Origin of the sequence: Haoranjiania flava (genome assembly GCF_025631005.1) — a bacterium.
Lineage (GTDB): Bacteria > Bacteroidota > Bacteroidia > Chitinophagales > Chitinophagaceae > Haoranjiania > Haoranjiania flava.
Genome location: NZ_JAOTPL010000003.1, coordinates 175727 through 197969, shown reverse-complemented (window position 1 = coordinate 197969; position 22243 = coordinate 175727). Strand labels below are relative to the sequence as shown.

Genomic DNA, 22243 nt, shown 5'->3' with positions numbered 1-22243 from the left:
TTCAATTTTAATTGAAAACTTCATCAAATATTATCTACATACTCAATGGCAGATAACTCGTTTTTTAAATTAGTAAAAACGTTCAAAGGCAATTTTTGGATTGCCAGTATCATGGAGCTTTTTGAACGTTGGGCTTGGTACGGCATGTTTGCTGTTTTAGCTTTATATCTTACAGGTTCAATTGATACAGGAGGCTTAGGCTTTAGCCAGGTACAAAAAGGCCAGATCATGGGAATTGTGACGGGCATATTGTATTTTATGCCTCTGGTGTTGGGGGTAGTAGCAGATAAAATAGGGTTTAAAATATCACTTATCATCTCTTTTATTATCCTGGCAATTGGGTATTACCTGATGGGGACCGTGACCAGCTATGCTGGTTTTTTTGCCGTATTCCTATTTGTTGCCTTCGGCGCTGCTTTCTTTAAACCGGTTGCGTCGGGCACAGTTACGAAATCCACAGATGACCGTAACTCTAAACTGGGTTTTGGGCTCTTTTATATGATGGTGAATGTGGGTGGATTTATTGGTCCTGCTATGTCGTCATATCTTCGGACAACTTACGGGTGGAAATTAATTTTTATTCAGGCTTCCGTTGTTATTTTTATCAATCTCTTGCTGGTAATTTTCTTTTTTAAGGAACCTAAAATAGAAAGAAGCAAAGAACCTGTGGGACAAGCTATAAGGAGCGCATTCATCAATGTATGGGAAGCTGTAAAAGATGTAAAGCTTACCATATTGCTCATAATAATGATAGGGTTCTGGACCATGTTTAACCAGTTGTTTTATACGCTTCCTACATTTATAGAAGACTGGGTAGATACTGTGAAACTTCACGATCAAATAGCTTCTTTTGCACCTTGGCTTGCAGACTTTATGAGCGGCGGCAGCAACAGTGTAAAACCGGAAATGCTGATTAATATTGATGCCGGTGCTATTGTGGTATTTCAGATCATGATCTCCTTACTGGTAACGAATATGCGGCATGTTACAGCAATGATCAGGGGCTTCATAATTGCTATTATCGGTATCGGGCTTACTTTTTATTTTCAAAACGGGCTTTATACTATTGTGGGAATTGTGATATTTGCTATAGGTGAAATGACTACCAATCCTACATTTTCTTCTTTTATAGCAAGTATTTCTCCCAAAGGAAAAGAAGCGCTCTACCAGGGCACATATTTCTTACCTGTCGCAGCTGGTAACTTCCTGACTACATTTATATCCGGAAACTTGTACCAGTCCTGGTCAGACAGACTTACGCTCCTGCAAACAGAGATGATAAACCGCAATATTGCCATGCCGGAGGTAAATGCTCAATTCTCTAAGAATGATTATTATAATATGGCTGCCGAAAAACTGGGCATGACACAGCCACAGATAACCGATATGCTCTGGAATAATTATCATCCGCATAAGATAGCTTATATAATTGTGGCTATCGGCATTGTAACAGTTTTGGCTTTATTTATTTATGATAAAACTGTTATTAAACCTAAAGAAACGCTTGCTATGCAAGACATATCCACAGATAAAGAAATTTAATTGCGCATATCAGTATCCATTAAGAAAAATTCATTCAAAAACTAATAAGCATGCACAGAGAAACTCTGGAAGAAATTCAATCTTTTGAAGGGAAATATCCCAAACAACTTTGGCACCTGTTCTTTTCAGAAATGTGGGAGCGCTTTTGTTTTTACGGTATGCGCGGCATGCTCACCTTCTTTATGGTGCACGAACTTTTTATGAAAGAAGACCAGGCCAACCTGCAATACGGCGCTACGCAGGCTTTCGTGTACGCTTTTACTTTCATCGGCGGCCTGTTTGCCGATAAAATATTAGGCTTCCGCAAATCTCTTTTCTGGGGCGGCATACTGATGATAGCAGGCAGCCTGATACTGGCAACCGACCCGCATAAATTTTTCTTTCTCGGCATCAGCGTTACGGTAATAGGCACCGGTTTCTTTAAACCTAATATTTCCACTATGGTGGGCCAGTTGTACAAAGACGGCGATCCAAGAAGAGATGCCGGTTTCTCCCTTTTTTACACAGGCATTAACCTGGGCGCTCTGCTCGGCGGATACGTTTGTGTGGCAGTAGGAAAAGGCACACTGCTCGGAGGCGTAATCCCTGAAAATATCCGCTGGAATATAGCTTTTGGATTTGCAGCAGTGGTGATGACCATCAGCCTGATCACTTTTATATTTACCAAGAGGCATTTAGGCTCTATAGGCCTTGCTCCTGAAAGAAAGAAAAAAGTGGTTGATTATGGCGCTATTGGCAATAACCCTGAACAGGAACCGGTAGCCATTTCCCTTGAACCCGGAAGAAAGAAATCTAACGCGCCTGCCATGCTGGTGTATGCAGGTTCCCTGCTGGCAGTACCCGTTATTATGAAAATGGTAGCTACGCCGCAGTATACAGATTGGTTTATGTACATCATCGGACCGGCCACGCTGATCTTTCTTTTCTACGAAATGACCAAGTGTACAAAACCTGAAATAAAAAGATTGTTTGCAGCGCTGATCTTCATAGCTTTTTCTATTGTCTTCTGGGCATTCTTCGAACAAAGCGGCGGCTCCCTAAGCCTTTTCGCAGCCAACAATCTCGACGATAAGCTGCTGGGCTTTATCCCGCTGGACCCTAACGGCGTTAACAACTCTGCCAATGCTTTATTCGTAATTATTTTTGCATGGATGTTCGGGCTCGTCTGGCTCGCACTTGCCAAAAAGAGAAGAGAACCCAATACAGTGGTAAAGTTTGGCATGGGCTTCCTGTTCTTAGGGCTCTCTTTCCTGATGCTGTTCGGTACAAGGTTTTTCCAGGTATCGCCGGGCATTGCAGGGCTTGACATGTTTACACTTGCTTACCTGGTAATGACCTTCGGCGAGCTGTGCTTATCCCCTATTGGCTTGTCTACCATGACCAAACTTTCTCCCCCCAGACTGCAGGGCATGATGATGGGCATGTGGTTCCTGGCAAGCGCTTACGGGCAGTATGTTGCCGGGCTTTTAGGCGCAGGCATGGCAAAAACCAATGAGAACGGCACGCTGTTGGAAAAGCTGATCGCTTATACAGAAGGCTACAAACAATTGGGCATTTATGCGATCATAGCCGGGGTGATACTGATAGCAATTTCACCATTGGTAAGAAAATTAATGCAGGGAGTGAGATAAGAAAACAAGCAGCATATAAATATTCGTCCTTGGCAGCAAGACCAATAAGCCGCTTAGATTAGTGCCGGTGGCGATATAATTGTTTGTGAAAAAACCCTTCAACTCAATGACAAGTTCTACCCTGATTGCATTATGTATGCCGCTACATACAGCAACGATAGTACATTGGCCTAAGCTGGGCAAAATGATCATACAACAATGTGCCAAGACGAGTACCAGCTGAGCATACGCATCACTGTGGCGGAGTCTTTCAGATAGTAGCTGCGTGCGCGGAAATTGAGGCATCATACATATGATCTGTCACAAGCTATCTTTTGATTAACGCTATTTACCCAAAACAGGGAAAGTATACAATGATCGCACTTCCGGGAGTTATCAGAATGGGGACCCGCTTGATGCTTAAACAAAGTTTAAATAAAAATCCAGAATCCTTTTAAACATGCAGCTAAGGTTGCAATTTGAAATCGCAGTTACTTGTGAGCAGTTCATAAAAAAACCACCCCTTGCAGAGTGGTTTTAGAATAAAATAGAAATATTATCTTGTAGAAAAATGATTCAGGTTTTGTTCTGATAGCTTTGTCCACTCCAGCACGTTCGGGCAATCATTGTACTCCTCTGAAACTTTAATGTAATAGTTGCCTACATTTTTAGTTAACCAGTTGCCTAAAACATTCTGCTGTTTTATGCTCAAAGCACGGTGAGATATTTCATTGAAATCATCTTTGAGATTTTCCCTGTGAGGCTCGGTTTTAGAACGCAGGTAGAGCAGGCGCACCTGTAATTTCCCGTTCATAGGATTTTGAAAGATCTGTGCTTCAGATATTTCACCTACTTTCATTTTTGCCACTGCATCTGCAATCTGTTTATCTGTAAACTGGTCTAAAGTAAGCACCGATTCATAACCACCATTCGGATTTTGGGAAATGACAGCGCCACCGGTATATTTTAAGTTTTCATCATCGCTGAAACGGTTTACCGCCGTATTAAAAGGAATGTTATTGTTGATAATAATTGTTCGCAGGCTATCTGCTCTTTCAATTGCCTCTCTCACCTCTGTATCTCCAAGCGGGGGAAGTTTAATGATGTGCCTCACTACTGCATCGCTACCAACCTTAGACACCATCTGTATGATGTGATAACCGAAAGCCGTTTTTACTACCGGCGATATCTGGCCCTCTTTCAGTTTGAAAGCAGCCGTCATAAAAACAGGATCGAAACCGCCTGCATCTTTATTCACGCTCAACTGCCCTCCTGTTTGTTTTGCTGAAGGCTCATCAGAATGTTGCCTGGCCAGGTCTGTAAAATTAGCCCTTCCGTTTTCAATATCGTTTTTCCATTTGGTCATTTGCTCAATCAGCGCGTCCTCGGCTGACTTTGCAGGCTGCGGATCCATCACCAACTGGCTTACTTCGTACTGGCTTTCCTTGTAGCGCAGGCTGTCAACCGGGATGGAATTGTAATACGCTTCCACCTCTGTGGGCGTAATGCGTACATGCTTGATGATGTTTTGCTGCGCAGCCTGCGCAAGCGCCTGCTCTTTCACCTGTGCACGCAAATCTTCCTTATACTGGTAAAGCGGCTTGTTTACAATTTTTTCCACTTCCTCTCTGGAACCATATTGCCTGATGAACAGGTTTATCCTGCCATCCAGCTCCTGCTCTATCTGCTCATCGGTTACGGGCAAAGAATCTTTTTGTGCCTGTATAGCTAATACTTTGTTTTGTATAAATGAGGCCAGTATCAAACATTTTGTGTTAGGCGGCAGAAAGGTCTGCCCTGTTTCATGCTTGTGCTGCTCCATATAAATATCCACCTCGGATTTCAGTACAATGCCATCGCCCACAATGGCAGCGATACCATCTATCAGCACCCGCGGCTGAGATTTGAGATTGTTTTGTGCATAGGAACAGAAATAAGCGCCCAGCAGTATTGAAAGCAATATACTTTTCTTCATTCAAAAATATTAAACAGCTAAATTAGATATATTCCTTTATAAAGTTCTCTTAATTTCTTCTTCCTCGTATGCAACCACGTGATCTCCTACCTGTATGTCTGCATAGTTTTTCACGGTAAGGCCGCACTCGTAACCCTGTGCCACTTCTTTCACATCGTCTTTGAAGCGTTTCAGGCTGGCCAGTTCGCCAAAGCCGCCCTCCTGTCTGGGGAATACAAGAATACCATCTCTGAATACTTTGATCTTATGATCGCGCTTAACTTTACCTTCCAGCACGTAACACCCGGCAACGGTAGCTTTATCGAATTTATATACTTCGCGTATTTCAACGGTAGCCACTTCTTTCTGCTCAACCTTAGGTTCAAGCATGCCTTCCATAGCGCTCTTCAGTTCGTTGATGGCATCGTAAATAATAGAGTAGGACTTTATCTGCACGCCTTCGCCTTCAGCCAGGCGGGCTGCCTGCAGCGACGGGCGCACGTTAAACCCAATAATGATGGCATCTGAAGCGGTTGCAAGCAATACATCACTTTCAGATATTTGTCCTACTGCTTTATGCACCACGCTCACCATGATCTCTTCCGTGGAAAGTTTTTGCAGTGAGTCGCTCAGTGCTTCCACAGAACCATCCACATCACCCTTGATAATTACATTCAGCTCTTTAAAGTTGCCCAATGCAAGCCTGCGCCCGATCTCATCGAGCGTAATGTGCTTACGTGTGCGCAATCCCTGCTCGCGCAGGATCTGTGCACGCTTGTTGGCAACATCTTTCGCTTCAGCTTCATCGGCATACACCTTGAAACGCTCTCCGGCCTGCGGAGCGCCGTTGAGGCCGAGTATCTGCACCGGGGTGGAAGGCCCGGCGGCATCTATGCGCTGGTTTCTTTCGTTGAACATGGCTTTTACGCGGCCAAAATACTGCCCTGACACCACCAGGTCGCCCTGGCGCAGCGTCCCATTCTGTACAAGCAGCGTAGCCACGAAGCCGCGTCCTTTATCAAGAGAGGCTTCAATAATGGAGCCTGTGGCTTCCCTTTCCGGATTGGCTTTCAGATCAAGCAGCTCTGCTTCGAGCAATATTTTTTCTTTCAGCAGGTCTACATTCAGGCCCTGCTTGGCAGATATTTCCTGGCTCTGGAACTTACCGCCCCATTCTTCTACCAGCAAATTCATCTGCGATAGCTGCTCATATATTTTTTGCGGGTTAGCGCCTTCTTTATCAATCTTATTGATGGCAAAAATAATCGGTACGCCTGCAGCCTGTGCGTGGCTGATAGCCTCTTTAGTCTGCGGCATCACGGCGTCATCTGCGGCAATGACAATAACGGTTACGTCGGTGATCTTGGCGCCTCTGGCACGCATGGCTGTAAAGGCTTCGTGGCCCGGTGTATCCAGGAAGGTGATCTTTTTTCCGCCCGGCACTTCTACCACGTAGGCACCAATGTGCTGGGTAATGCCTCCGGCTTCGCCTGCCACCACATTTGCACTGCGGATATGGTCAAGCAAGGAGGTTTTACCATGATCCACGTGTCCCATAATGGTAACGATGGGGTAACGGGGCTTCAACGCTTCCGGATCATCATCTTCTTCCTCGTCTTCCTCTTCGTTCATATCATCGAGGCCCAAGAATTCTACTTCATAATCAAATTCACCGGCAACAAGTTCAATCACCTCTGCATCCAGGCGCTGGTTGATGGACACCATAATGCCCAGGCCCATACACTTGGCAATAACGTCTGTAAAGTTTACGTCCATGAGGTTTGCGAGTTCGCTTACGGTAATAAATTCCGTTACCTGCAGCTTATTGTCGGCATTTTCTTTTTCGCTCATGGCAGCATCGGCCATTTCCTGGCGTCTTTCTTTACGGTATTGAGCTCTTGTTTTAGCCTTGCTGCCTGTGCCGGCAAGCTTAGCCTGCGTTTCCCTGATCTTTTCCTGTATTCTTTTCTGGTCTATTTCTTTCTCTTCAGGAGTCTGTACTTTTCCTTTGCTTCCCGGGCGGTTGCGGTTGGCCCCGAACCTGTTGTCTCTCTGACCATGCGGGGGCCTGCCATGCTGATGCTGTCCGCCCTGTCTGCCACCTTGTTGCTGGCCTGTTCTCTGGTCTTTGTTGAAACCCGGTTTATTTTCTGTTGGTGTAGTATCAGTACCTTTTGTATCCTGTCCTGCCTTATCAATCGGTATTCTCTTTCTCTTCCGTTTTTCGTTCCTGCCTGCTTTGGGGCGGGTATCATTGTCTACAGGCAATTGTATCTTGCCCAGTATTTTCGGGCCTTCCAGCTTATCTACTTTCAGGTGAATATGCTCTACAACATTTTCTTCTTTTTGTGCGGGCGGCGCTTCCTGTGGCGGAGCTGCAGCTTCCGGCGCAGGCTTTACTTCCGGCATTTCTACCTTGGGCGCTTCTGTGGCCAGCGGCTTTTCCTTCTTAGGCTCTTTAGGCGCTTCAGTTTTTTTGGGAGCAGCTTTTTTAGGCCTGGTAGAAGAGTCAATTTCTGAAAGGTCAATTTTATTGATCACTTTGGGGGCTTCCAGTTCAGGCGCTTTCGGCTGGATCACTTCCGCCTCTTCGGGTATAGCTTCCTGTTTTTCTTCTACAGGGGCAGGCGCTTCCTGCTTTACCACAGGCGCTTCTTCCTGCTTTGCAACAGGCGGTATTTCAGCCTGAGCCGGCTCTGCGGGTGTTATCTCCACAGGTTCAGGCGCTGCAACCGGCTCCGGTTCCGGCTGTACCGGTTCTTGTTTCTTTTCTTCCAATAATGGCGCTGCCTCAGGTTTTTCTTCTTCTTTTTCTTCTGTTTTTTCTTCCACTACCGGTTTGGGAGCAATCACATCTTTTTTCTTCCGCTCTTTATCTTTTTCTACAACGGCGCCTGCACTTTTAGGGATTTCTATCTGGTCGGCTTTGTTCTTAGCCAACTTATCGCTTTGAAACTCCGACTGCAACGCACGGTACATGTCTTCGGACAGTTTTGCCGAAGGCTTCAGTTCATCGCGGTTAAATCCTTTGCTGTCTAAAAAGTCTATCAGCGTTTCGGCACCGATATTGAACTCTTTAGCTGCAGCCAACAATCTTGGTAATTTAATTTCTGACATATAATATTTTATCGTAAGTCTTTACCAATGACAAATCTAAAACAGATTTGATAAAACTTACTCTTTTTCAAATTCTTCTTTCAGGATGCGCACTACATCCGCGATGGTTTCTTTCTCCAGGTCTGTCCTTCTTTCCAGCTCTTCCGAAGATAATTCCAATACGCTTTTTGCCGTATCGCAACCAACTCTTTTCAATTCATCTATTACCCATTCATCAATCTCATCAGAGAATTCATACAGGTCTATATCGTAATCCTCTTCACCGCCTTCATTTTCCCTGAACACATCAATATCGTAGCCGGTAAGCTCGCAGGCAAGCTTAATGTTTACACCCCTGCGGCCGATGGCCAGCGAAACCTGGTCTGCTTTCAAATACACTTCTGCATGCTTATTTTCCGTATCAATATCAAAGGATGATATTTTAGCAGGCGTAAGTGAACGCTGTATCAGCAATTGTATATTGTTGGTATAATTGATCACATCAATATTTTCATTTTTCAGCTCACGCACAATGCCGTGGATGCGGCTTCCCTTCATGCCCACGCAGGCGCCCACCGGGTCTATCCTGTCGTCGTAGCTTTCTACAGCCACCTTTGCCCTGTCGCCGGGCTCGCGTACAATTTTTTTAATGGTAATGAGGCCATCGAAAATTTCAGGCACTTCCAGTTCCAGCAATTTAGCCAGAAATTCGGGAGCAGTGCGGCTGAGGATAATTACGGGATTGTTATTTTTTACATCTACCCTTCTGATGATGGCGCGGATGTTTTCTCCTTTTTTGAAATAATCCTGTGGTATCTGCTCAGACTTGGGCAGTATCAATTCATTTCCATCTTCATCAAGCAATAACACCTCTTTATTCCACACCTGGTACACTTCGGCAGAGATCAGTTCGCCGATGCGGTCTTCGTATTTTTTCACCAGCGCGCTTTTCTTCAGATCACCTATGCGGCTTGCCAGGGTTTGCTTGGCAGCGAGTATGGCTCTTCTGCCGAAATCAATAAGGTCTACTTCCTGGTACAATTCTTCGCCCACTTCAAAGTCGGGCTCAATTTTAATGGCTTCACTATATTCTACCTCCGTCAGCGGATCTTCAAGCTCACCGTCTTCCACGATCATCCTTCTGCGAAAAATTTCAAGGTCGCCTTTTTCGGCGTTCACAATCACATCAAAATTTTCATCGCTGCCGTATTTCTTTCTCAGGAGGGTTTTAAACACATCTTCTACCACTTTCATCATCGTAGGACGATCAATGTTTTCGGCATCTTTAAAGTCCTGAAAAGCCTCGATAAGGTTAATACTTGCCATATCTTTATATTAAAATTGTATTTTAAAAATATTTAAAATTGTATCTGTACGATTGTTTTCTTTATCTGGTCGAAAGCAATGTCCACGTTATGCACTATTGCCTTCTTGCCTTTGCCTGTTGTTTCTTCAATGGTTATGCCGCTATCTTCAACAGCCACCAGCTTTCCGGTCCTTGGTTTTTCATCTTCATTTAAGAAGGTCACTTCCACCAGCCTTCCTGTATTCTTCCTGTACTGGCGCACGCTTTTCAACGGTTCATCAATGCCCGGAGACGATACTTCCAGCGAAAAATCTCCTTCCGGGAAAATGCCGGATTCATCAATCATTGTGCGAAGTGCACGGTTTATCTGAATACACTTGTCTATGTTGATACCGTTGTCTCCATCGAGGTAAAGCTTGATATTATTGGTGGGTTTTATTTTGGCGGAAACCAGAAAATATTCCGGTTCCGGACCGATGATTTCTTCTGTCCAGCCCTGAACTTTTTCCAATAGTATTTCTTTTTCCATCTCAGAAGGGTTTAGGTAAAAGACAAGGGAACGGCATCCGTTCCCTTGCAGCATCTCTTTGACTCTGCAAAGATAGTGTATTTACGCGGAAATTAGAAAGAAAAAGTTGAAATTCAACCTGATCCATTAAATTTTTTTTCCAAGCTTGAAATGGCATCTGGCCGGTTAAACCAAACAGGCCCTCTGACTGTTGATCAGAGGGCCGTATTAAGATTATAAACACTACGGGATGGATTTACCCGCGCCTAATAATTATTATTGAGCATCAAAGGCATTATCAGCATCAGCAGGTCTTCGTTTTCGCCGTTTTCAGTGGGTTTCAGCAGGCCGGCCTTGGTTGGTGTAGATAGTTCCATTTTTATATCTTCAGTTTCAACCGCGTTGAGCATATCTGCCAGGAACTTAGCGTTAAATGCTATCTGCAGGTTTTCGCCTGTGTATTGGCAGGCCATTCTTTCGTTTCCTTCAAAACTAAAATCAATGTCCTGCGCTGCAAGCTGCAGTTCATTGCCGCTGATGGTAAAAGCTACCTGGTTAGTGCTTTTGTTGGCAAACACATTTACGCGCCTCAAAGCATTCTGAAAATCCTGTTTGTTTACCGTAAGTATATATGGGTTATCTGCAGGTATCACCACCCTGTAATCCGGGAAACGCGCGTCTATGAGGCGGCAGGAAAGCTGCAGGTTCTCACTGGCTACAAAAAAGTGCTTATCATTAAAGCTGGCCTGCAATTCCTCGTCATTGTCTACCAATACATTTTTAAGGATGTTCAATGGCTTACGCGGCACGATAAAGCTGGCGTTCTCCTCTGTTTTTACATCGCTTCTTTTGTACTTCACCAGGCGATGTGCATCGGTAGATACAAAGTGTGCATACTCGGGTGTAAGCTCAATGAAAACCCCTGTCATCGCCGGGCGCAGGTCGTCTGTGCTGGCTGCAAACAGTGTTTTATTAATACCTGTAAGCAGGGCATTGCCTGTGATGGAGAAGTGTGTGGCATCTTCTTTAGAAGGCTCCTTGGGAAAATTGTCAGCATTTTCACCCATGATCTTAAACTTCCCTTTTTCACTGGTGATCTCGATGCTGTTGTGATCGTCTACCATAAAAGCTATGGGCTGGTCGGGAAATGTTTTAAGCATGTCCAGTAATATCTTGGACGGTATGCACACCCTGCCGGTCTCTGAGCTTTCTATCTCCACATTGATGCGCATTACAGTTTCCAGGTCTGTTGCTACCACACTAAGGTTTTTATTATTGATCTCGAAAAGAAAATCTTCCAAAATCGGCAATACGGTATTGGTGCTGATAACGCCGCTAATCTGCTGCAAATGCTTTAACAAAACAGAAGACGAAACAATAAATTTCATGTGTGTATATTTTTCATTTTTCTTAATGGTCACATGGAATAGCCTTTATTCATTCGCGGTTGGTATGCAACCTTGCTTATGGCTATTTCATGTGTATATATTTATTTGTTTTTCAGTTGTCACATGGAATAACCATTTTTTTAGATTCAATATTCATTCCCGGTTGGTATAGATTCCTAACCTTTATGGTTATTTCATGTGTATATTTTTTATTTTTCTTTATGTTCACATGGAATAGCCTTTATTCATCCGCGGTTGGTATGCAGCATTCTTATGGCTATTTCATGTGTGTATATTTATTTGTTTTTTTAGTTGCCACATGGAATAACCATTTTTTAGATTCAATACTCATTCCCGGTTGGTATAAATACTTAATCTTTATGGTTATTTCATTGGTATCATTTTAATTTTTAATCCTACCGGCCCTTAATACGCATAAAAATACCTTTGGCCGTTAGTAGTGCAATTTTACAAATTTTAATTCATTTTAATAAATATGTTTTTCAAAATTCTAAAATTTTACCGCCGAAAAAAGATTCGCCCGCACAATTAGGATAAGTTTGTCCGAGTTGTAATAAATACTATCTTTGCATACTATGTTTTCAAAAGCATGCGAATATGCAATCAAGGCCGGGGTGTTCATTGCCACGGAAACGCAGAAGGGCAACAGGTGCAGCCTTAAAACCATTGCAGCGGAAATTGATTCTCCTGAAGCTTTCACGGCGAAAATCCTGCAGCAATTATCCAGGAACAACCTGATCGTTTCCACAATAGGTTCACATGGCGGTTTTGAAATGGATGCAAGAAAAGCAAAAGCCAATAAGCTCAGCACGATTGTGGAATTGTTTGACGGCAACGGCATTTACAAAGGTTGTGGATTGGGTTTAAAACATTGCTCTGAAGTGAAACCCTGCCCCATGCACGACCACTTTAAGAAAATAAGAGAAGAATTACGCGAAATGCTGGAAAACACTACAGTGTACGACCTCAGCAGGAAAATTGAAAATGGAAACGGATTTTTAAAAAGATAATTTTTTTTATATAAAACACGGACAAAGTTGTCCGGATTAAAACAATAGATATGGAAAACATACTGGAACAAAATATCGGCCAGCTTGTGGCAAAAGACTACCGCGCTGCTGCCGTATTCAAGAAAAACAAAATAGATTTCTGCTGCAACGGCAACAGGACCATCAACGAGGCTGCTGATGCTAAAAAATTAGATAAGCAAAAGCTGGCACACGAGCTACAGGAAGTTTTATCTGCCAATACATCTGCAGAAGTAGATGTCAACGGGTGGCCGCTGGATCTGCTGGCAGACTATGTAACCAAGAAACACCACCGGTATATCCGCGAGAAAGTGCCCGTGTTACTGCAATTTTTAGACAAGCTTTGCCGCGTACACGGAGAAAGGCATCCTGAGCTGTTTGAAATAAACAATCTTTTCAGAGCGTCTGCTGAAGACCTGGAAATGCACCTGCAAAAAGAAGAGCATGTACTGTTTCCTTTCATTGAAGAAATGGTGGCTGCCGGATCGCAGAACCATAGTGTAAACATACCTTTTGGCACAGTAGAAAATCCTGTAAGCATGATGATGGATGAACACAATGTGGAAGGCGAACGTTTCAGGAAGATTGCAGAGCTTACAAATGAGTTCAACCCGCCTGCAGATGCATGCAACACTTACCGTGTAGCATTTGCCATGCTGAAAGAGTTTGAGGAGGACCTGCACAGGCATATACATCTTGAAAACAATATTTTATTTCCAAAAGCAATAGCTTTAGAAAAAATAATAAACCATGGCGCCAATTAAAAGACATCCTGCATTGCAGTCTTTAAGCCGCGAACATCACCATACACTTTTGCTGAGCTGGAAAATAAAAAACGGCCTGGCAAAAGGTGTGGATGTAAACCGCATAAAAAAATATTGTGACTGGTACTACGAAGACCACCTGCTGCCACATTTTAAAGTAGAGGAAAAGGAACTGGAAAAAATTGTAGACAACACTCACCCGCTGATGCAGCAGATGAAGCAGGAGCACCAAAGGATCATTACACTCTTTGAACATCCTGCGGATAAAAACACTTTTGCTGAGATTGTGGAGGTACTGCACAACCATATACGTTTTGAAGAACGTGTGCTGTTTAATGAAATTCAAAACATAGCCACAGAGCAGCAGTTGCAGGCGTTTGCAGATGCGCACCAGGATGAACGGTTTGTAGAAAATATTGAGGATGAATTCTGGAAATAGCGCCTCACCCCGGCCCTGTCCTCAAGGAGAGGAGTAGAAGCAACTGTGCCAAACCTGTAGTACCCCGAACCCTGTCTTTGCACGAGGTATGAACGAAGCAATCTCAACGTGATTTATCGCAAGAACAACGCAGCAAATCAACAATTTAAAGAGACCTTCTGCTACCGCCCCTGGCTCAAATAAAATTCTGCTATAGCCATATCTACCGGCCTGGTAATCTTAATGTTGGCATAGTCGCCTTCAATAAGATGCACCCGCTGCCCGGAATGCTCCACCACATTGGCTTCATCGGTAAAGAATGCGCTGTAAGGCTGCGCAAATGCGGGCAGCAAAATTTCTGAACGGAACGTTTGCGGCGTCTGTACAATACGCACGCTTTCCCTGTCTACCAGCTTATTTTCAGCTCCTTCCTCCACACGTATGCTGTCGGTAGAAACCACAGCCGGCACGGCGCTGCCTTTTTCCACGGCTTGCTCAAAACAACTGCTGATAAGCTTTTGCGAAACCAGGCATCTTACTGCATCATGCACAAAAACAACGGCCGGTGCGTGTATTTGTTCGAGACCGTTTTTCACGGATGCAAAGCGTGTATCGCCTCCCGTAACCAATAATATTTTATTTCTTTCCTGGAACAGATCTATGATCTGCTGTGTTCTTTCGAGGTGGTCTTGATGGGCAACCACAATAATTTCCATATCCTCAAACGCCTGCAGGAATGCCCGGATGCTGTACCAAAGTATTGGTTTTTCATTCAGCAATAGAAATTGCTTGGGAATATCTTTACCCATCCGGCTGCCTGTGCCACCTGCAACGATCACCGCTATTTTCTTCAAGATTCTGAATTTTTTTATCTGGCAACAAAAATATAAAATGTTTATTACTTCAGCAGATGTATAAACTTATGCACAATATCCCGTTGGTAGTAGCTTTATAATTAATTTAGCCACTATCCGAAAAAATTTATTCAACTAAAGTACAACAATAAGCATGGGAATCTTACTACAGGCAGCAGATACTGCAACGCAATTAGCAGCTACGGCAGCGCCTGCCATTGAAAAAATATCTTTGTGGGAACTGCTGGCCAAAGGCGGCTGGCTGATGTACCCGCTTTACCTGTTGCTGATCGTAGCTTTATTTATTTTCTTTGAAAGATTGATAGCTATACGCAAAGCATCTAAAATAGATTCCTCGTTCATGCCCATTATCAGGGATAATATTCTTTCAGGCAATATCAAAGGCGCAGAAACACTGGCGCGCAACACCAACAATCCTGTTTCGAGAATGATCTCTAAAGGATTGAAAAGGATAGGCAAGCCCATTGATGTAATTGAAAAGAGCATGGAAAGCGTGGGCAGGCAGGAAATGTACAACATGGAGCGCAACCTGAACATTCTTTCACTGATAGCAGGCATAGCGCCGATGTTTGGTTTCCTCGGTACGATTATTGGCATGGTGCAGCTGTTCTACGAGATCAACAGTTCCGGCAACTTTGAGCTCAGCACCATTGCAGGGGGTATTTATGTGAAAATGATCACTTCGGCAACGGGCCTTATCATTGGGCTGATAGCGTTTATCTTCCATAACTATTTATCTACACAGGTAGATAAAACAGCTAATAAAATGGAGATTGCCGCCACGGAGTTTATTGATATTTTGCAGGAACCCACTAAATAATTTTTCTTCTAAAAAGAAAAGCAGAAAATGGATATAAGAAGAAAATTAAAATCGAAGCCCGAAGTACAGACAGGTGCGTTGAACGACATCCTGTTTATACTGCTGTTGTTTTTCCTGATCGTGTCTACACTGGCAAACCCGAATGTGATCAAGGTAAATAACCCGCGCGGGGAAAATGATACCAAAGTAAAACAAAATGTGGTAGTGTCTATAGATAAAGACCAGAAGATATACCTGGGGCAAATGCCTGTAAATGACCTGGCTCAGCTGGATACTTTACTGGGCATAGAAATACAGAAGCTGCGTACCCTGGTAGACACGCCTTCTGTGGTGATCAATGCAGATACGGTATCGCATTACGGGGAGGTATTCAGAGTAATGCAGTCTGCCAAGAGATCAGGCGCCAGGGTTGTGGCTAATGTGCAGTAACGCGCTTAAAGCCTGATAAGTTTACACAATTTTTCCAGGAATAATTGATCGGTTTCATCGAAATGGGCAAGGTGTTCGCTGTCTGCATCCAGCACGGCAGCTACTTCTCCTTCCCGATCAAATACCGGCACTACTATCTCTGACCTTGATGCACTGCTGCAGGCTATATGTCCCGGGAACTGTTCTACATCCTTTACAATGAGTGTTGTTTTTTGTTGCCATGCAGCGCCACATACGCCTCTGCCTTTTGCAATCCTCGTGCACGCTACAGGCCCCTGGAACGGGCCGAGCACAAGCTCATTATGCCTTACAACATAAAAACCTATCCACCACCAGTCGAACTGTTGTTTCAGCGCTGCGGCTATGTTGGCCATGTTTGCAATCAGGTCTTCTTCACCGGAGATCAAAGCCTCTATTTGCGCCAGGATTGACTGGTACTGCTTCTCCTTAGAGTCTTGTATAATTTTTAATTCTTCTGCCATAGTATAAAAAAAATGCCCCGTATAGAACGAGGCATTAAAGATAAAAACTTAAATACTATTTTTTGCCTTTAAGCATGTTATTTAACTGCTCTACAGCCTGTTTGGCGCCTGCATTTTCAGGATCCAAAGCTACGATTTTTGCAAAGTAATCTCTTGCGTTTGCATAGTCTTTTTTCGTATTAGCATAGTAATCTCCTAACAGGTAGTACTCATAGATCAGCGTCTGCTTGTTGGATGCTTCATTGATCCTGGGCTCAAGATAAGCAATGAAGTTTTTAATATGAGGCAATGCTAATTCTTTGGTAGAATCCTGTGCCAGTGCGCTTTGCTGAAGATAGTAATAAGCGAACATATCTTCGGGATATTTGCTTTTCAGTATAGTGTATAAGCTGTCTGAAAGCTTGTACTGCCCTGCTTTGAAAGCTGCATCTGCGTAAGATACCATGCCTTTATCAGAGATTTTCTTACCGGCATAGATTCCCTTTAACCATTGGAATTTTTCAGCAGGCTTGTTCGCTTTATCATAAGCTACAGAGATAGAGTCAATATATCTTTCCCTGAGATAAACTGCTGTGTCCATCTCGTAAGCTTTTTTCAGGTATTCAACAGCACGCATCGCTTTGGTAGAATCTTCCTTTAAAATATACCCGGCGCTTGCATAATCCTGTCCGTGGATGCTTGATGCAGGAGCTACTTTAAAGTATGCGTCTACAGCAGCAGCAGCTTTATCGCTTTGTCCCAGTCTGTGGTAGCTCTTAGCCAGCAACATATTTACGTCGGGGTATGAGCGGCACTCAGAGTTTAGCATTTGCTGCGCCTGATTGATTGCTTCCTGGTATTTACCGGATACGTAAGAAAAATCTGCCTGGAAATATTTGGTATCGCAGCTTTGTTCAGCCACTCTAACAAACTGATCCAAAAATTCTTTCGCTTTGTTTACATCATTTTCCCTGAAATATTCAAAGTAGGTGAGGTAAGGTGCAGCGAAGTTAGGATCTGCGGAAATAGCTTTTTGGTACCACTCATTCATGGCCTGGTAGTTAGCCTGGCTCTGGTACATTACACCGATCCTGTAGGGGGCCAATGCGAAGCCAGGATTTCTTGTAAATGCTGTATTATAAGCCTGGTAAGCCTTACCGCCGTTTTCACCACCTTGTTTCAGGTAGTTCATACCGAGATAGATACCGGAGTAGGGGTTGCTGTCATCCAACTGCATTGCCTGCTCCAGCAAAGGAATTACATATGCAGGATCACCCTGGTCGCCATCACCGTGAGAGCTTGCGCGGCCTATGGCTGTATATATTTCTGCCAGGTTTTTGCCTTTGTCTCTTTTCTTAGACTTGTCACTTATAATTTTGATAGCCTGCTCAAATCTTTGTTTGGCAGCATTCTTATCTTTTGTTACTAAATAGTCTGTATTACCCATACCTACCAGCAACCAAGGATCGCTTGGGTTTGCTGCCAATGCTTTCTCATACAAAGCTCTTGCCTGTTGAGGCCCGTCGGGCATTGCCAGGTTCTGGATCATTGTCTGGCCTAACCAGTAGATAGCCTGGGTGTTACCCGGCTCTTTATTTACAATCTGTTGAAAAATATTTTTAGCTGTATTGAATTTAGAATAATATACAGCCTGGATACCTTCATCGATTGATTGGGCAACTGCTATAGAAAAGCTCATAGCCAATGCCAAAAAACTAAAAAGGATTTTTTTCATGTGTATTCTTTTTTTTAATTGTTTCTGTTTGCCACATGGAATTTCGCCCGATACAGCTTTAATTTTTAAGCTGGATTATGGCTTCATGTCATGTGTATTCTTTTTTTAATTGTTTCTGTTTGCCACATGGAATTTCGCCCGATACAGCTTTAATTTTTAAGCTGGATTATGGCTTCATGTCATGTGTATTCTTTTTTTTAATTGTTTCTTACCTATCTAAACATCTGACAACTTTGCTATTCAAACGCTGCTGTCATATGGTTTTATTTGATGTTTTTTCTTTTTTTATGTTTAATGTTCTATCACTCTATTTTACTTTGGAGGAGTCTTCCCGCTCGCCCACAATTACATGCCTTAGACCGAAATACATTTCAGCAGGCACCAGGTTAGCCCTTCTGAAAATCAACTGCCCACGCTCGCCGCGCATAAAACCCATAAAGCCCATACCCAGCTGTGTTGTATTGGTATGTTCTTTCACAATACCCCAGATAGGCCTTACAAAAGCATACTGGTCATTTGAAATGGTGGCTTGTGAAGGTTTTGCATAGCGTTGCAGTGAATCATTTTTTACTTCTATCAGCGCAGCTTTTACTTTACCAAAATAAGCTACCTGTTCCGGATCATATTCGTTGCCTACCCAGCTTGAACCTACAAAGCCAATTGCATTAATATTGTTAGCCACATACTCTATCACAGCCTTGCTTCCCTGCACGCCTTTTACATTCGGTCCGAGCGGCCTGCCCATTGCAATAGAATCCTGTAAATAAAGAACTGTACTCGTTGCGTTCAAACCGTCTACAACAAGTGTTTTACCGGTTGATTGAGCAGTCACCAACTCACGTAATCTTTTTAAGGAAAATACCGTATCGGAAGACGCGGCATTTACGATCACACTGATAGCATCCCACGCAAGCCTGAAATTTTTGGGATAAAAATCCAGGTTATGTTTAAAAATTTCAAACTCTTCCTTCTTCAACTTCCTTGCTACAATGATCATCCTGGTACTATCGTTCTGAAGGTCTCTGAAACAGTCAGCTTCAGACTTGTATGATGCTATAATATTTGCTTCAGGGAAATCAGCCCTGTACACTTTTATCTGCTCATCAATCACGGGTTTAAAAGATTCGTCCACACTTATGTAAATTGTGCCCTTTTTAGGTGAATCATATATATCTTCTCCGCGATCATCATTTCCATTGTTGCAACCCGACAAAATAAAGAACAAGGTGATAAAATTAAGTATTAATATGTTTGTCAACGATTTCTTAGACACTTTTTCAATAATTTGACTACTAATTAAATTTTATTTAACAATGGATGATTTCTTAATAATCTTTTTGAGTAATGGTGCGGTACAGCCTGAAACCGCCGTACAACAAGCACAATCCGCCGAATATATTAAGTAGCAATGGGTCTTTATTCTCCATAATAGGTTTCAATGCATTGATCTTATTACCAAAAAACATCAGCAAGCCTATCAGCAAGATAATGACAGACATGGTAAAATCCTTTACCTGCCGCATTTTTATATAACTCTTCCTATTCCTTTCCCTTAGATCACGATTGTCCATCCTAAAAAATTAAAGAGGTGTAAGATAAATAAAAATTCAATATTTCAGTATTAAGATCAAAAAACTTATTGTTTTCCACATCAATTCTTCTTATTTAATCGTTAATTTAAGATTTCCCTGCAGGTTTCCGCAGCAGCGTTTATTGTAAAATCCAGGTCATCGTAGGTGAGCGCATTGTTCAGGAACCAGCTTTCAAATGCCGATGGGGGCAGGTACACGCCCCGCTTCAACAAGCCGTGGAAAAACTTCTTAAAGGTTTCACCGCAGGCAGCGGCGGCAGAAGCAAAGTCAGTAACCGGCGCTTTTGAGAAAAACACCGTGATCATACTCCCTAAATGGTTGATCTTATGGTCAATGCCCATTCCGGCCAAAACTTTTTCCAGGCCGGTACGCAAATAGGTTGTTTTTGCCTCCAGTTCTGAGTAATGTTCCGGATGCGCATTGAGCTCCTTCAGCAAGGCCATGCCTGCGCTCATGGCGAGCGGATTGCCGCTCAATGTACCTGCCTGGTATACATTGCCCACAGGAGAAATATGCTGCATAATCTCACGCCTGCCGGCAAATGCGCCAACGGGCAAGCCTGCGCCGATAACCTTTCCGTAGGTCACCAGGTCGGCATCAATTTTCAGTTTTTCCTGTGCACCGCCTTTTGCGAGCCGGAAGCCCGTCATTACTTCATCCAGTATCAGCACCATATTTTCCTGCGTACAGACTTTACGCAAACCTTCCAGGAAACCTTTTTCAGGCAATACACAGCCCATGTTTCCTGCAACAGGCTCTATGATGATGGCAGCAATTTCATTTTTGTGGTCTGCTACCAGCTGCTTCACCGCTTCCAGGTCATTGTAGGGCGCTACCAACGTATCCTGGGATGCGCCTTTGGTTACGCCCGGCACTTCCTGAATGCCAAAAGTTGCCACGCCGCTGCCTGCCTTTACCAGGAACATATCTGCATGGCCGTGGTAGCACCCTTCAAACTTGATGAATTTATTTTTGCCGGTATAGCCTCTGGCCAGACGGATAGCAGACATGCAGGCCTCCGTGCCGCTGTTTACCATCCTCACCTGGTCTATATTCGGTGTCATGGACCTGATGAGCTCTGCCATTTCTACTTCCAGCGCTGTTGGCGCACCAAAAGAGGTAGACTTTTCTGCCTGTTTTTTGATTGCCTCAATTACCGGCCTGTAAGCATGGCCGAGTATCATAGGCCCCCAGGAAGCTATGTAATCTACATACCGGTTGCCGTCTGCATCGTAAAGGTATGCACCCTCAGCTTTTTCAATAAATAAAGGCGTGCCGCCTACACTTTTAAAGGCGCGGACCGGCGAATTTACACCACCGGGAATGCTCTGTTGCGCTCTTTCAAATAATGATTTGCTTGAAGTATACTCGTACATGATCGCAGATATTTTTTTATGTATGCAAATGTAAGGATTCCGGGGCTTTTGACAGCCTCAACAGAAACAACCTTATGGTTAGGCTGTGGTTTTATGCGGTGCAGCGTTCAGCGATGTTTCTTGCTGCAATGATGCCGCTTGCCCAGGCATGCTGAAAATTAAAGCCGCCGGTAATGCCGTCCACGTCCATGATCTCTCCTGCCAAGAATAAATGATTATGCAGCCTGCTTTCCATAGTTTGCGGACTGATCTCCTGCAACGCAATGCCGCCGCAGGTTACAAACTCTTCTTTAAAAGTAGTTTTTCCTTTTATAGCATACGTATCGCTGGTGAGCATTTGTATCAGCTTGTTTTGTTGAGTAGAAGAGAGTGCATTCCACACTGTAGCCGGATTGATGGCAGCTCTTTGCAATAAATAGTGCCACAGGCGCTGCGGCAGTTCAAACGGATTTTTGTTGCCTGTCTTTTGTACAGCATATCTGTTCCTGAAATCATTCCATTCTTCCCGCAATGTATTTTCGTTGTATTTGCCGCTCCAGTTGATTTGTATGGAAAAAGAATATGCTTTTTCAGCGAGCGCCCTGGCGCCCCAGGCAGATAACCTTAAGACAGCCGGGCCGCTGAAGCCCCAGTGTGTGATCAGCACCGGGCCTTTTTCTTTTAACTTTGTCCCGGCAATTTTTACTTCCACATTTGTGGCGCTTACGCCCATTAACTTTTTTATTTCATTGTCAACAGCATTGAATGTAAATAAACTTGGCGCCGGCGGTTCAATGGTATGCTGCAAGTTCCTGATCCAGTCAAACTGTTCGGCTTTGGGAAAACCGCCACAGGCAATTACTACATAATCTGCCTTTAACACACCTGCATGGGTATGCAACAGGAACCGCCCGCTTTCTTTTTCAATGGCTGAAACCCCTGTATTCATGCGTATTTCTACGTGATGCTTATTGGCTTCGGCTAAAAGACAATCAATGATTGTCTGCGATGAATTGCTTGCAGGAAACATCCTGCCATCTGCTTCAGCGTGTATGTTTACGCCACGGCTTTCAAACCATTCAACAGTATCTTTGGGTGTAAATTGAAACAATTCTTTTTTGAGGAAATTTTTACCGCGCGGATATTTTTTAATCAGTTCATTCACGTCAAACTCATTGTGGGTAACGTTGCAGCGCCCGCCACCACTCACTTTTACCTTAGCCAACAGCTTTGAGCTTTTCTCTAATACCATCACTTTCAAATGCGGCGCAAGGCGTGCTGCATTTACCGCGCAAAAAATGCCCGCTGCCCCTCCGCCGATGATAACAAGCTGCTGCATAG

At 43.6% G+C, this 22243-nt stretch carries 19 protein-coding genes; 7 read left to right on the top strand and 12 right to left on the bottom strand.

What is annotated here, in order from left to right:
• Nucleotides 1-45 precede the first annotated feature (45 nt).
• Complete coding sequence (locus OD355_RS03710; RefSeq protein ID WP_263037106.1) at nucleotides 46-1542, top strand: MFS transporter; 1497 nt, start codon at nucleotides 46-48, stop codon at nucleotides 1540-1542.
• A gap of 50 nt (nucleotides 1543-1592) precedes the next feature.
• Nucleotides 1593-3173: a peptide MFS transporter gene (locus OD355_RS03705; RefSeq protein WP_263037105.1), complete on the top strand. Its 1581-nt coding sequence runs from the start codon at nucleotides 1593-1595 to the stop codon at nucleotides 3171-3173.
• A gap of 535 nt (nucleotides 3174-3708) precedes the next feature.
• Here OD355_RS03705 and OD355_RS03700 read toward each other — a convergent pair.
• From OD355_RS03700 to dnaN, 5 genes are all read right to left on the bottom strand, one after another.
• On the bottom strand, nucleotides 3709-5127 hold the full coding sequence (locus OD355_RS03700; protein WP_263037104.1) for a peptidylprolyl isomerase: 1419 nt from the start codon (nucleotides 5125-5127) through the stop codon (nucleotides 3709-3711).
• A gap of 36 nt (nucleotides 5128-5163) precedes the next feature.
• Nucleotides 5164-8223, bottom strand: a complete 3060-nt coding sequence (gene infB / locus OD355_RS03695; protein ID WP_263037103.1) for a translation initiation factor IF-2 — start codon at nucleotides 8221-8223, stop codon at nucleotides 5164-5166.
• 57 nt (nucleotides 8224-8280) lie between these two features.
• On the bottom strand, nucleotides 8281-9528 hold the full coding sequence (gene nusA / locus OD355_RS03690) for a transcription termination factor NusA (protein ID WP_263037102.1): 1248 nt from the start codon (nucleotides 9526-9528) through the stop codon (nucleotides 8281-8283).
• A gap of 32 nt (nucleotides 9529-9560) precedes the next feature.
• Nucleotides 9561-10037, bottom strand: a complete 477-nt coding sequence (locus OD355_RS03685) for a ribosome maturation factor RimP (protein ID WP_263037101.1) — start codon at nucleotides 10035-10037, stop codon at nucleotides 9561-9563.
• Between the two features lie 245 nt (nucleotides 10038-10282).
• Nucleotides 10283-11404, bottom strand: coding sequence for a DNA polymerase III subunit beta (dnaN, locus tag OD355_RS03680; protein ID WP_263037100.1), 1122 nt, complete (start codon nucleotides 11402-11404; stop codon nucleotides 10283-10285).
• Nucleotides 11405-12000: 596 nt separating this feature from the next.
• On the opposite strand from dnaN, the gene OD355_RS03675 reads away from it, so the two are divergent.
• From OD355_RS03675 to OD355_RS03665, 3 genes are read left to right on the top strand one after another with little or no spacing between them, the layout of a single operon-like run.
• Nucleotides 12001-12435, top strand: a complete 435-nt coding sequence (locus OD355_RS03675; RefSeq protein WP_263037099.1) for an RrF2 family transcriptional regulator — start codon at nucleotides 12001-12003, stop codon at nucleotides 12433-12435.
• Between the two features lie 50 nt (nucleotides 12436-12485).
• Nucleotides 12486-13217, top strand: coding sequence for an iron-sulfur cluster repair di-iron protein (ric, locus tag OD355_RS03670; protein ID WP_263037098.1), 732 nt, complete (start codon nucleotides 12486-12488; stop codon nucleotides 13215-13217).
• A complete protein-coding gene (locus OD355_RS03665) occupies nucleotides 13204-13656 on the top strand; it encodes a hypothetical protein (RefSeq protein WP_263037097.1) in 453 nt (150 codons plus the stop codon). Before ric ends, OD355_RS03665 begins: the two co-directional genes overlap by 14 nt.
• 161 nt (nucleotides 13657-13817) lie before the next feature.
• Here the strand turns inward: OD355_RS03665 and OD355_RS03660 are convergent, their stop codons facing one another.
• On the bottom strand, nucleotides 13818-14489 hold the full coding sequence (locus OD355_RS03660) for a 2-C-methyl-D-erythritol 4-phosphate cytidylyltransferase (protein WP_263037096.1): 672 nt from the start codon (nucleotides 14487-14489) through the stop codon (nucleotides 13818-13820).
• Nucleotides 14490-14643: 154 nt separating this feature from the next.
• On the opposite strand from OD355_RS03660, the gene OD355_RS03655 reads away from it, so the two are divergent.
• Nucleotides 14644-15330, top strand: coding sequence for a MotA/TolQ/ExbB proton channel family protein (locus OD355_RS03655; protein WP_263037095.1), 687 nt, complete (start codon nucleotides 14644-14646; stop codon nucleotides 15328-15330).
• Nucleotides 15331-15357: 27 nt separating this feature from the next.
• Nucleotides 15358-15759, top strand: a complete 402-nt coding sequence (locus OD355_RS03650) for an ExbD/TolR family protein (protein ID WP_263037094.1) — start codon at nucleotides 15358-15360, stop codon at nucleotides 15757-15759.
• 5 nt (nucleotides 15760-15764) lie between these two features.
• Here OD355_RS03650 and OD355_RS03645 read toward each other — a convergent pair whose 3' ends face one another.
• The 6 genes from OD355_RS03645 to OD355_RS03620 all read right to left on the bottom strand — a co-directional run bounded on the left by OD355_RS03645 (nucleotide 15765) and on the right by OD355_RS03620 (nucleotide 22241).
• Nucleotides 15765-16241: a GAF domain-containing protein gene (locus OD355_RS03645; protein ID WP_263037093.1), complete on the bottom strand. Its 477-nt coding sequence runs from the start codon at nucleotides 16239-16241 to the stop codon at nucleotides 15765-15767.
• Nucleotides 16242-16296: 55 nt separating this feature from the next.
• Nucleotides 16297-17955, bottom strand: coding sequence for a tetratricopeptide repeat protein (locus OD355_RS03640; RefSeq protein WP_263037092.1), 1659 nt, complete (start codon nucleotides 17953-17955; stop codon nucleotides 16297-16299).
• 307 nt (nucleotides 17956-18262) lie between these two features.
• Entirely contained in the window at nucleotides 18263-19228 is a 966-nt protein-coding gene (locus tag OD355_RS03635; RefSeq protein WP_263037091.1) for a PstS family phosphate ABC transporter substrate-binding protein, read from the bottom strand.
• A 52-nt stretch (nucleotides 19229-19280) separates the two neighbouring features.
• Nucleotides 19281-19526 (bottom strand): hypothetical protein, encoded by a 246-nt coding sequence (locus OD355_RS03630; RefSeq protein ID WP_263037090.1) that lies wholly within the window; start codon nucleotides 19524-19526, stop codon nucleotides 19281-19283.
• A 101-nt stretch (nucleotides 19527-19627) separates the two neighbouring features.
• Nucleotides 19628-20923 carry a glutamate-1-semialdehyde 2,1-aminomutase gene (hemL, locus tag OD355_RS03625; protein ID WP_263037089.1) on the bottom strand — a complete coding sequence of 432 codons (1296 nt, stop codon included), beginning with the start codon at nucleotides 20921-20923 and terminating at the stop codon, nucleotides 19628-19630.
• Nucleotides 20924-21014: 91 nt separating this feature from the next.
• Entirely contained in the window at nucleotides 21015-22241 is a 1227-nt protein-coding gene (locus OD355_RS03620) for a BaiN/RdsA family NAD(P)/FAD-dependent oxidoreductase (RefSeq protein ID WP_263037088.1), read from the bottom strand.
• Between the last annotated feature and the right edge of the window lie 2 nt (nucleotides 22242-22243).

Bases quoted from the DNA above. Each gene is read 5' to 3' on its own strand.
- OD355_RS03710 (WP_263037106.1), top strand. From the start codon at position 46: ATGGCAGATAACTCGTTTTTTAAATTAGTAAAAACGTTCAAAGGCAAT.
- OD355_RS03705 (WP_263037105.1), top strand. From the start codon at position 1,593: ATGCACAGAGAAACTCTGGAAGAAATTCAATCTTTTGAAGGGAAATAT.
- OD355_RS03700 (WP_263037104.1), bottom strand. From the start codon at position 5,127: ATGAAGAAAAGTATATTGCTTTCAATACTGCTGGGCGCTTATTTCTGT.
- infB (WP_263037103.1), bottom strand. From the start codon at position 8,223: ATGTCAGAAATTAAATTACCAAGATTGTTGGCTGCAGCTAAAGAGTTC.
- nusA (WP_263037102.1), bottom strand. From the start codon at position 9,528: ATGGCAAGTATTAACCTTATCGAGGCTTTTCAGGACTTTAAAGATGCC.
- OD355_RS03685 (WP_263037101.1), bottom strand. From the start codon at position 10,037: ATGGAAAAAGAAATACTATTGGAAAAAGTTCAGGGCTGGACAGAAGAA.
- dnaN (WP_263037100.1), bottom strand. From the start codon at position 11,404: ATGAAATTTATTGTTTCGTCTTCTGTTTTGTTAAAGCATTTGCAGCAG.
- OD355_RS03675 (WP_263037099.1), top strand. From the start codon at position 12,001: ATGTTTTCAAAAGCATGCGAATATGCAATCAAGGCCGGGGTGTTCATT.
- ric (WP_263037098.1), top strand. From the start codon at position 12,486: ATGGAAAACATACTGGAACAAAATATCGGCCAGCTTGTGGCAAAAGAC.
- OD355_RS03665 (WP_263037097.1), top strand. From the start codon at position 13,204: ATGGCGCCAATTAAAAGACATCCTGCATTGCAGTCTTTAAGCCGCGAA.
- OD355_RS03655 (WP_263037095.1), top strand. From the start codon at position 14,644: ATGGGAATCTTACTACAGGCAGCAGATACTGCAACGCAATTAGCAGCT.
- OD355_RS03650 (WP_263037094.1), top strand. From the start codon at position 15,358: ATGGATATAAGAAGAAAATTAAAATCGAAGCCCGAAGTACAGACAGGT.
- OD355_RS03645 (WP_263037093.1), bottom strand. From the start codon at position 16,241: ATGGCAGAAGAATTAAAAATTATACAAGACTCTAAGGAGAAGCAGTAC.
- OD355_RS03640 (WP_263037092.1), bottom strand. From the start codon at position 17,955: ATGAAAAAAATCCTTTTTAGTTTTTTGGCATTGGCTATGAGCTTTTCT.
- OD355_RS03630 (WP_263037090.1), bottom strand. From the start codon at position 19,526: ATGGACAATCGTGATCTAAGGGAAAGGAATAGGAAGAGTTATATAAAA.
- hemL (WP_263037089.1), bottom strand. From the start codon at position 20,923: ATGTACGAGTATACTTCAAGCAAATCATTATTTGAAAGAGCGCAACAG.
- OD355_RS03620 (WP_263037088.1), bottom strand. From the start codon at position 22,241: ATGCAGCAGCTTGTTATCATCGGCGGAGGGGCAGCGGGCATTTTTTGC.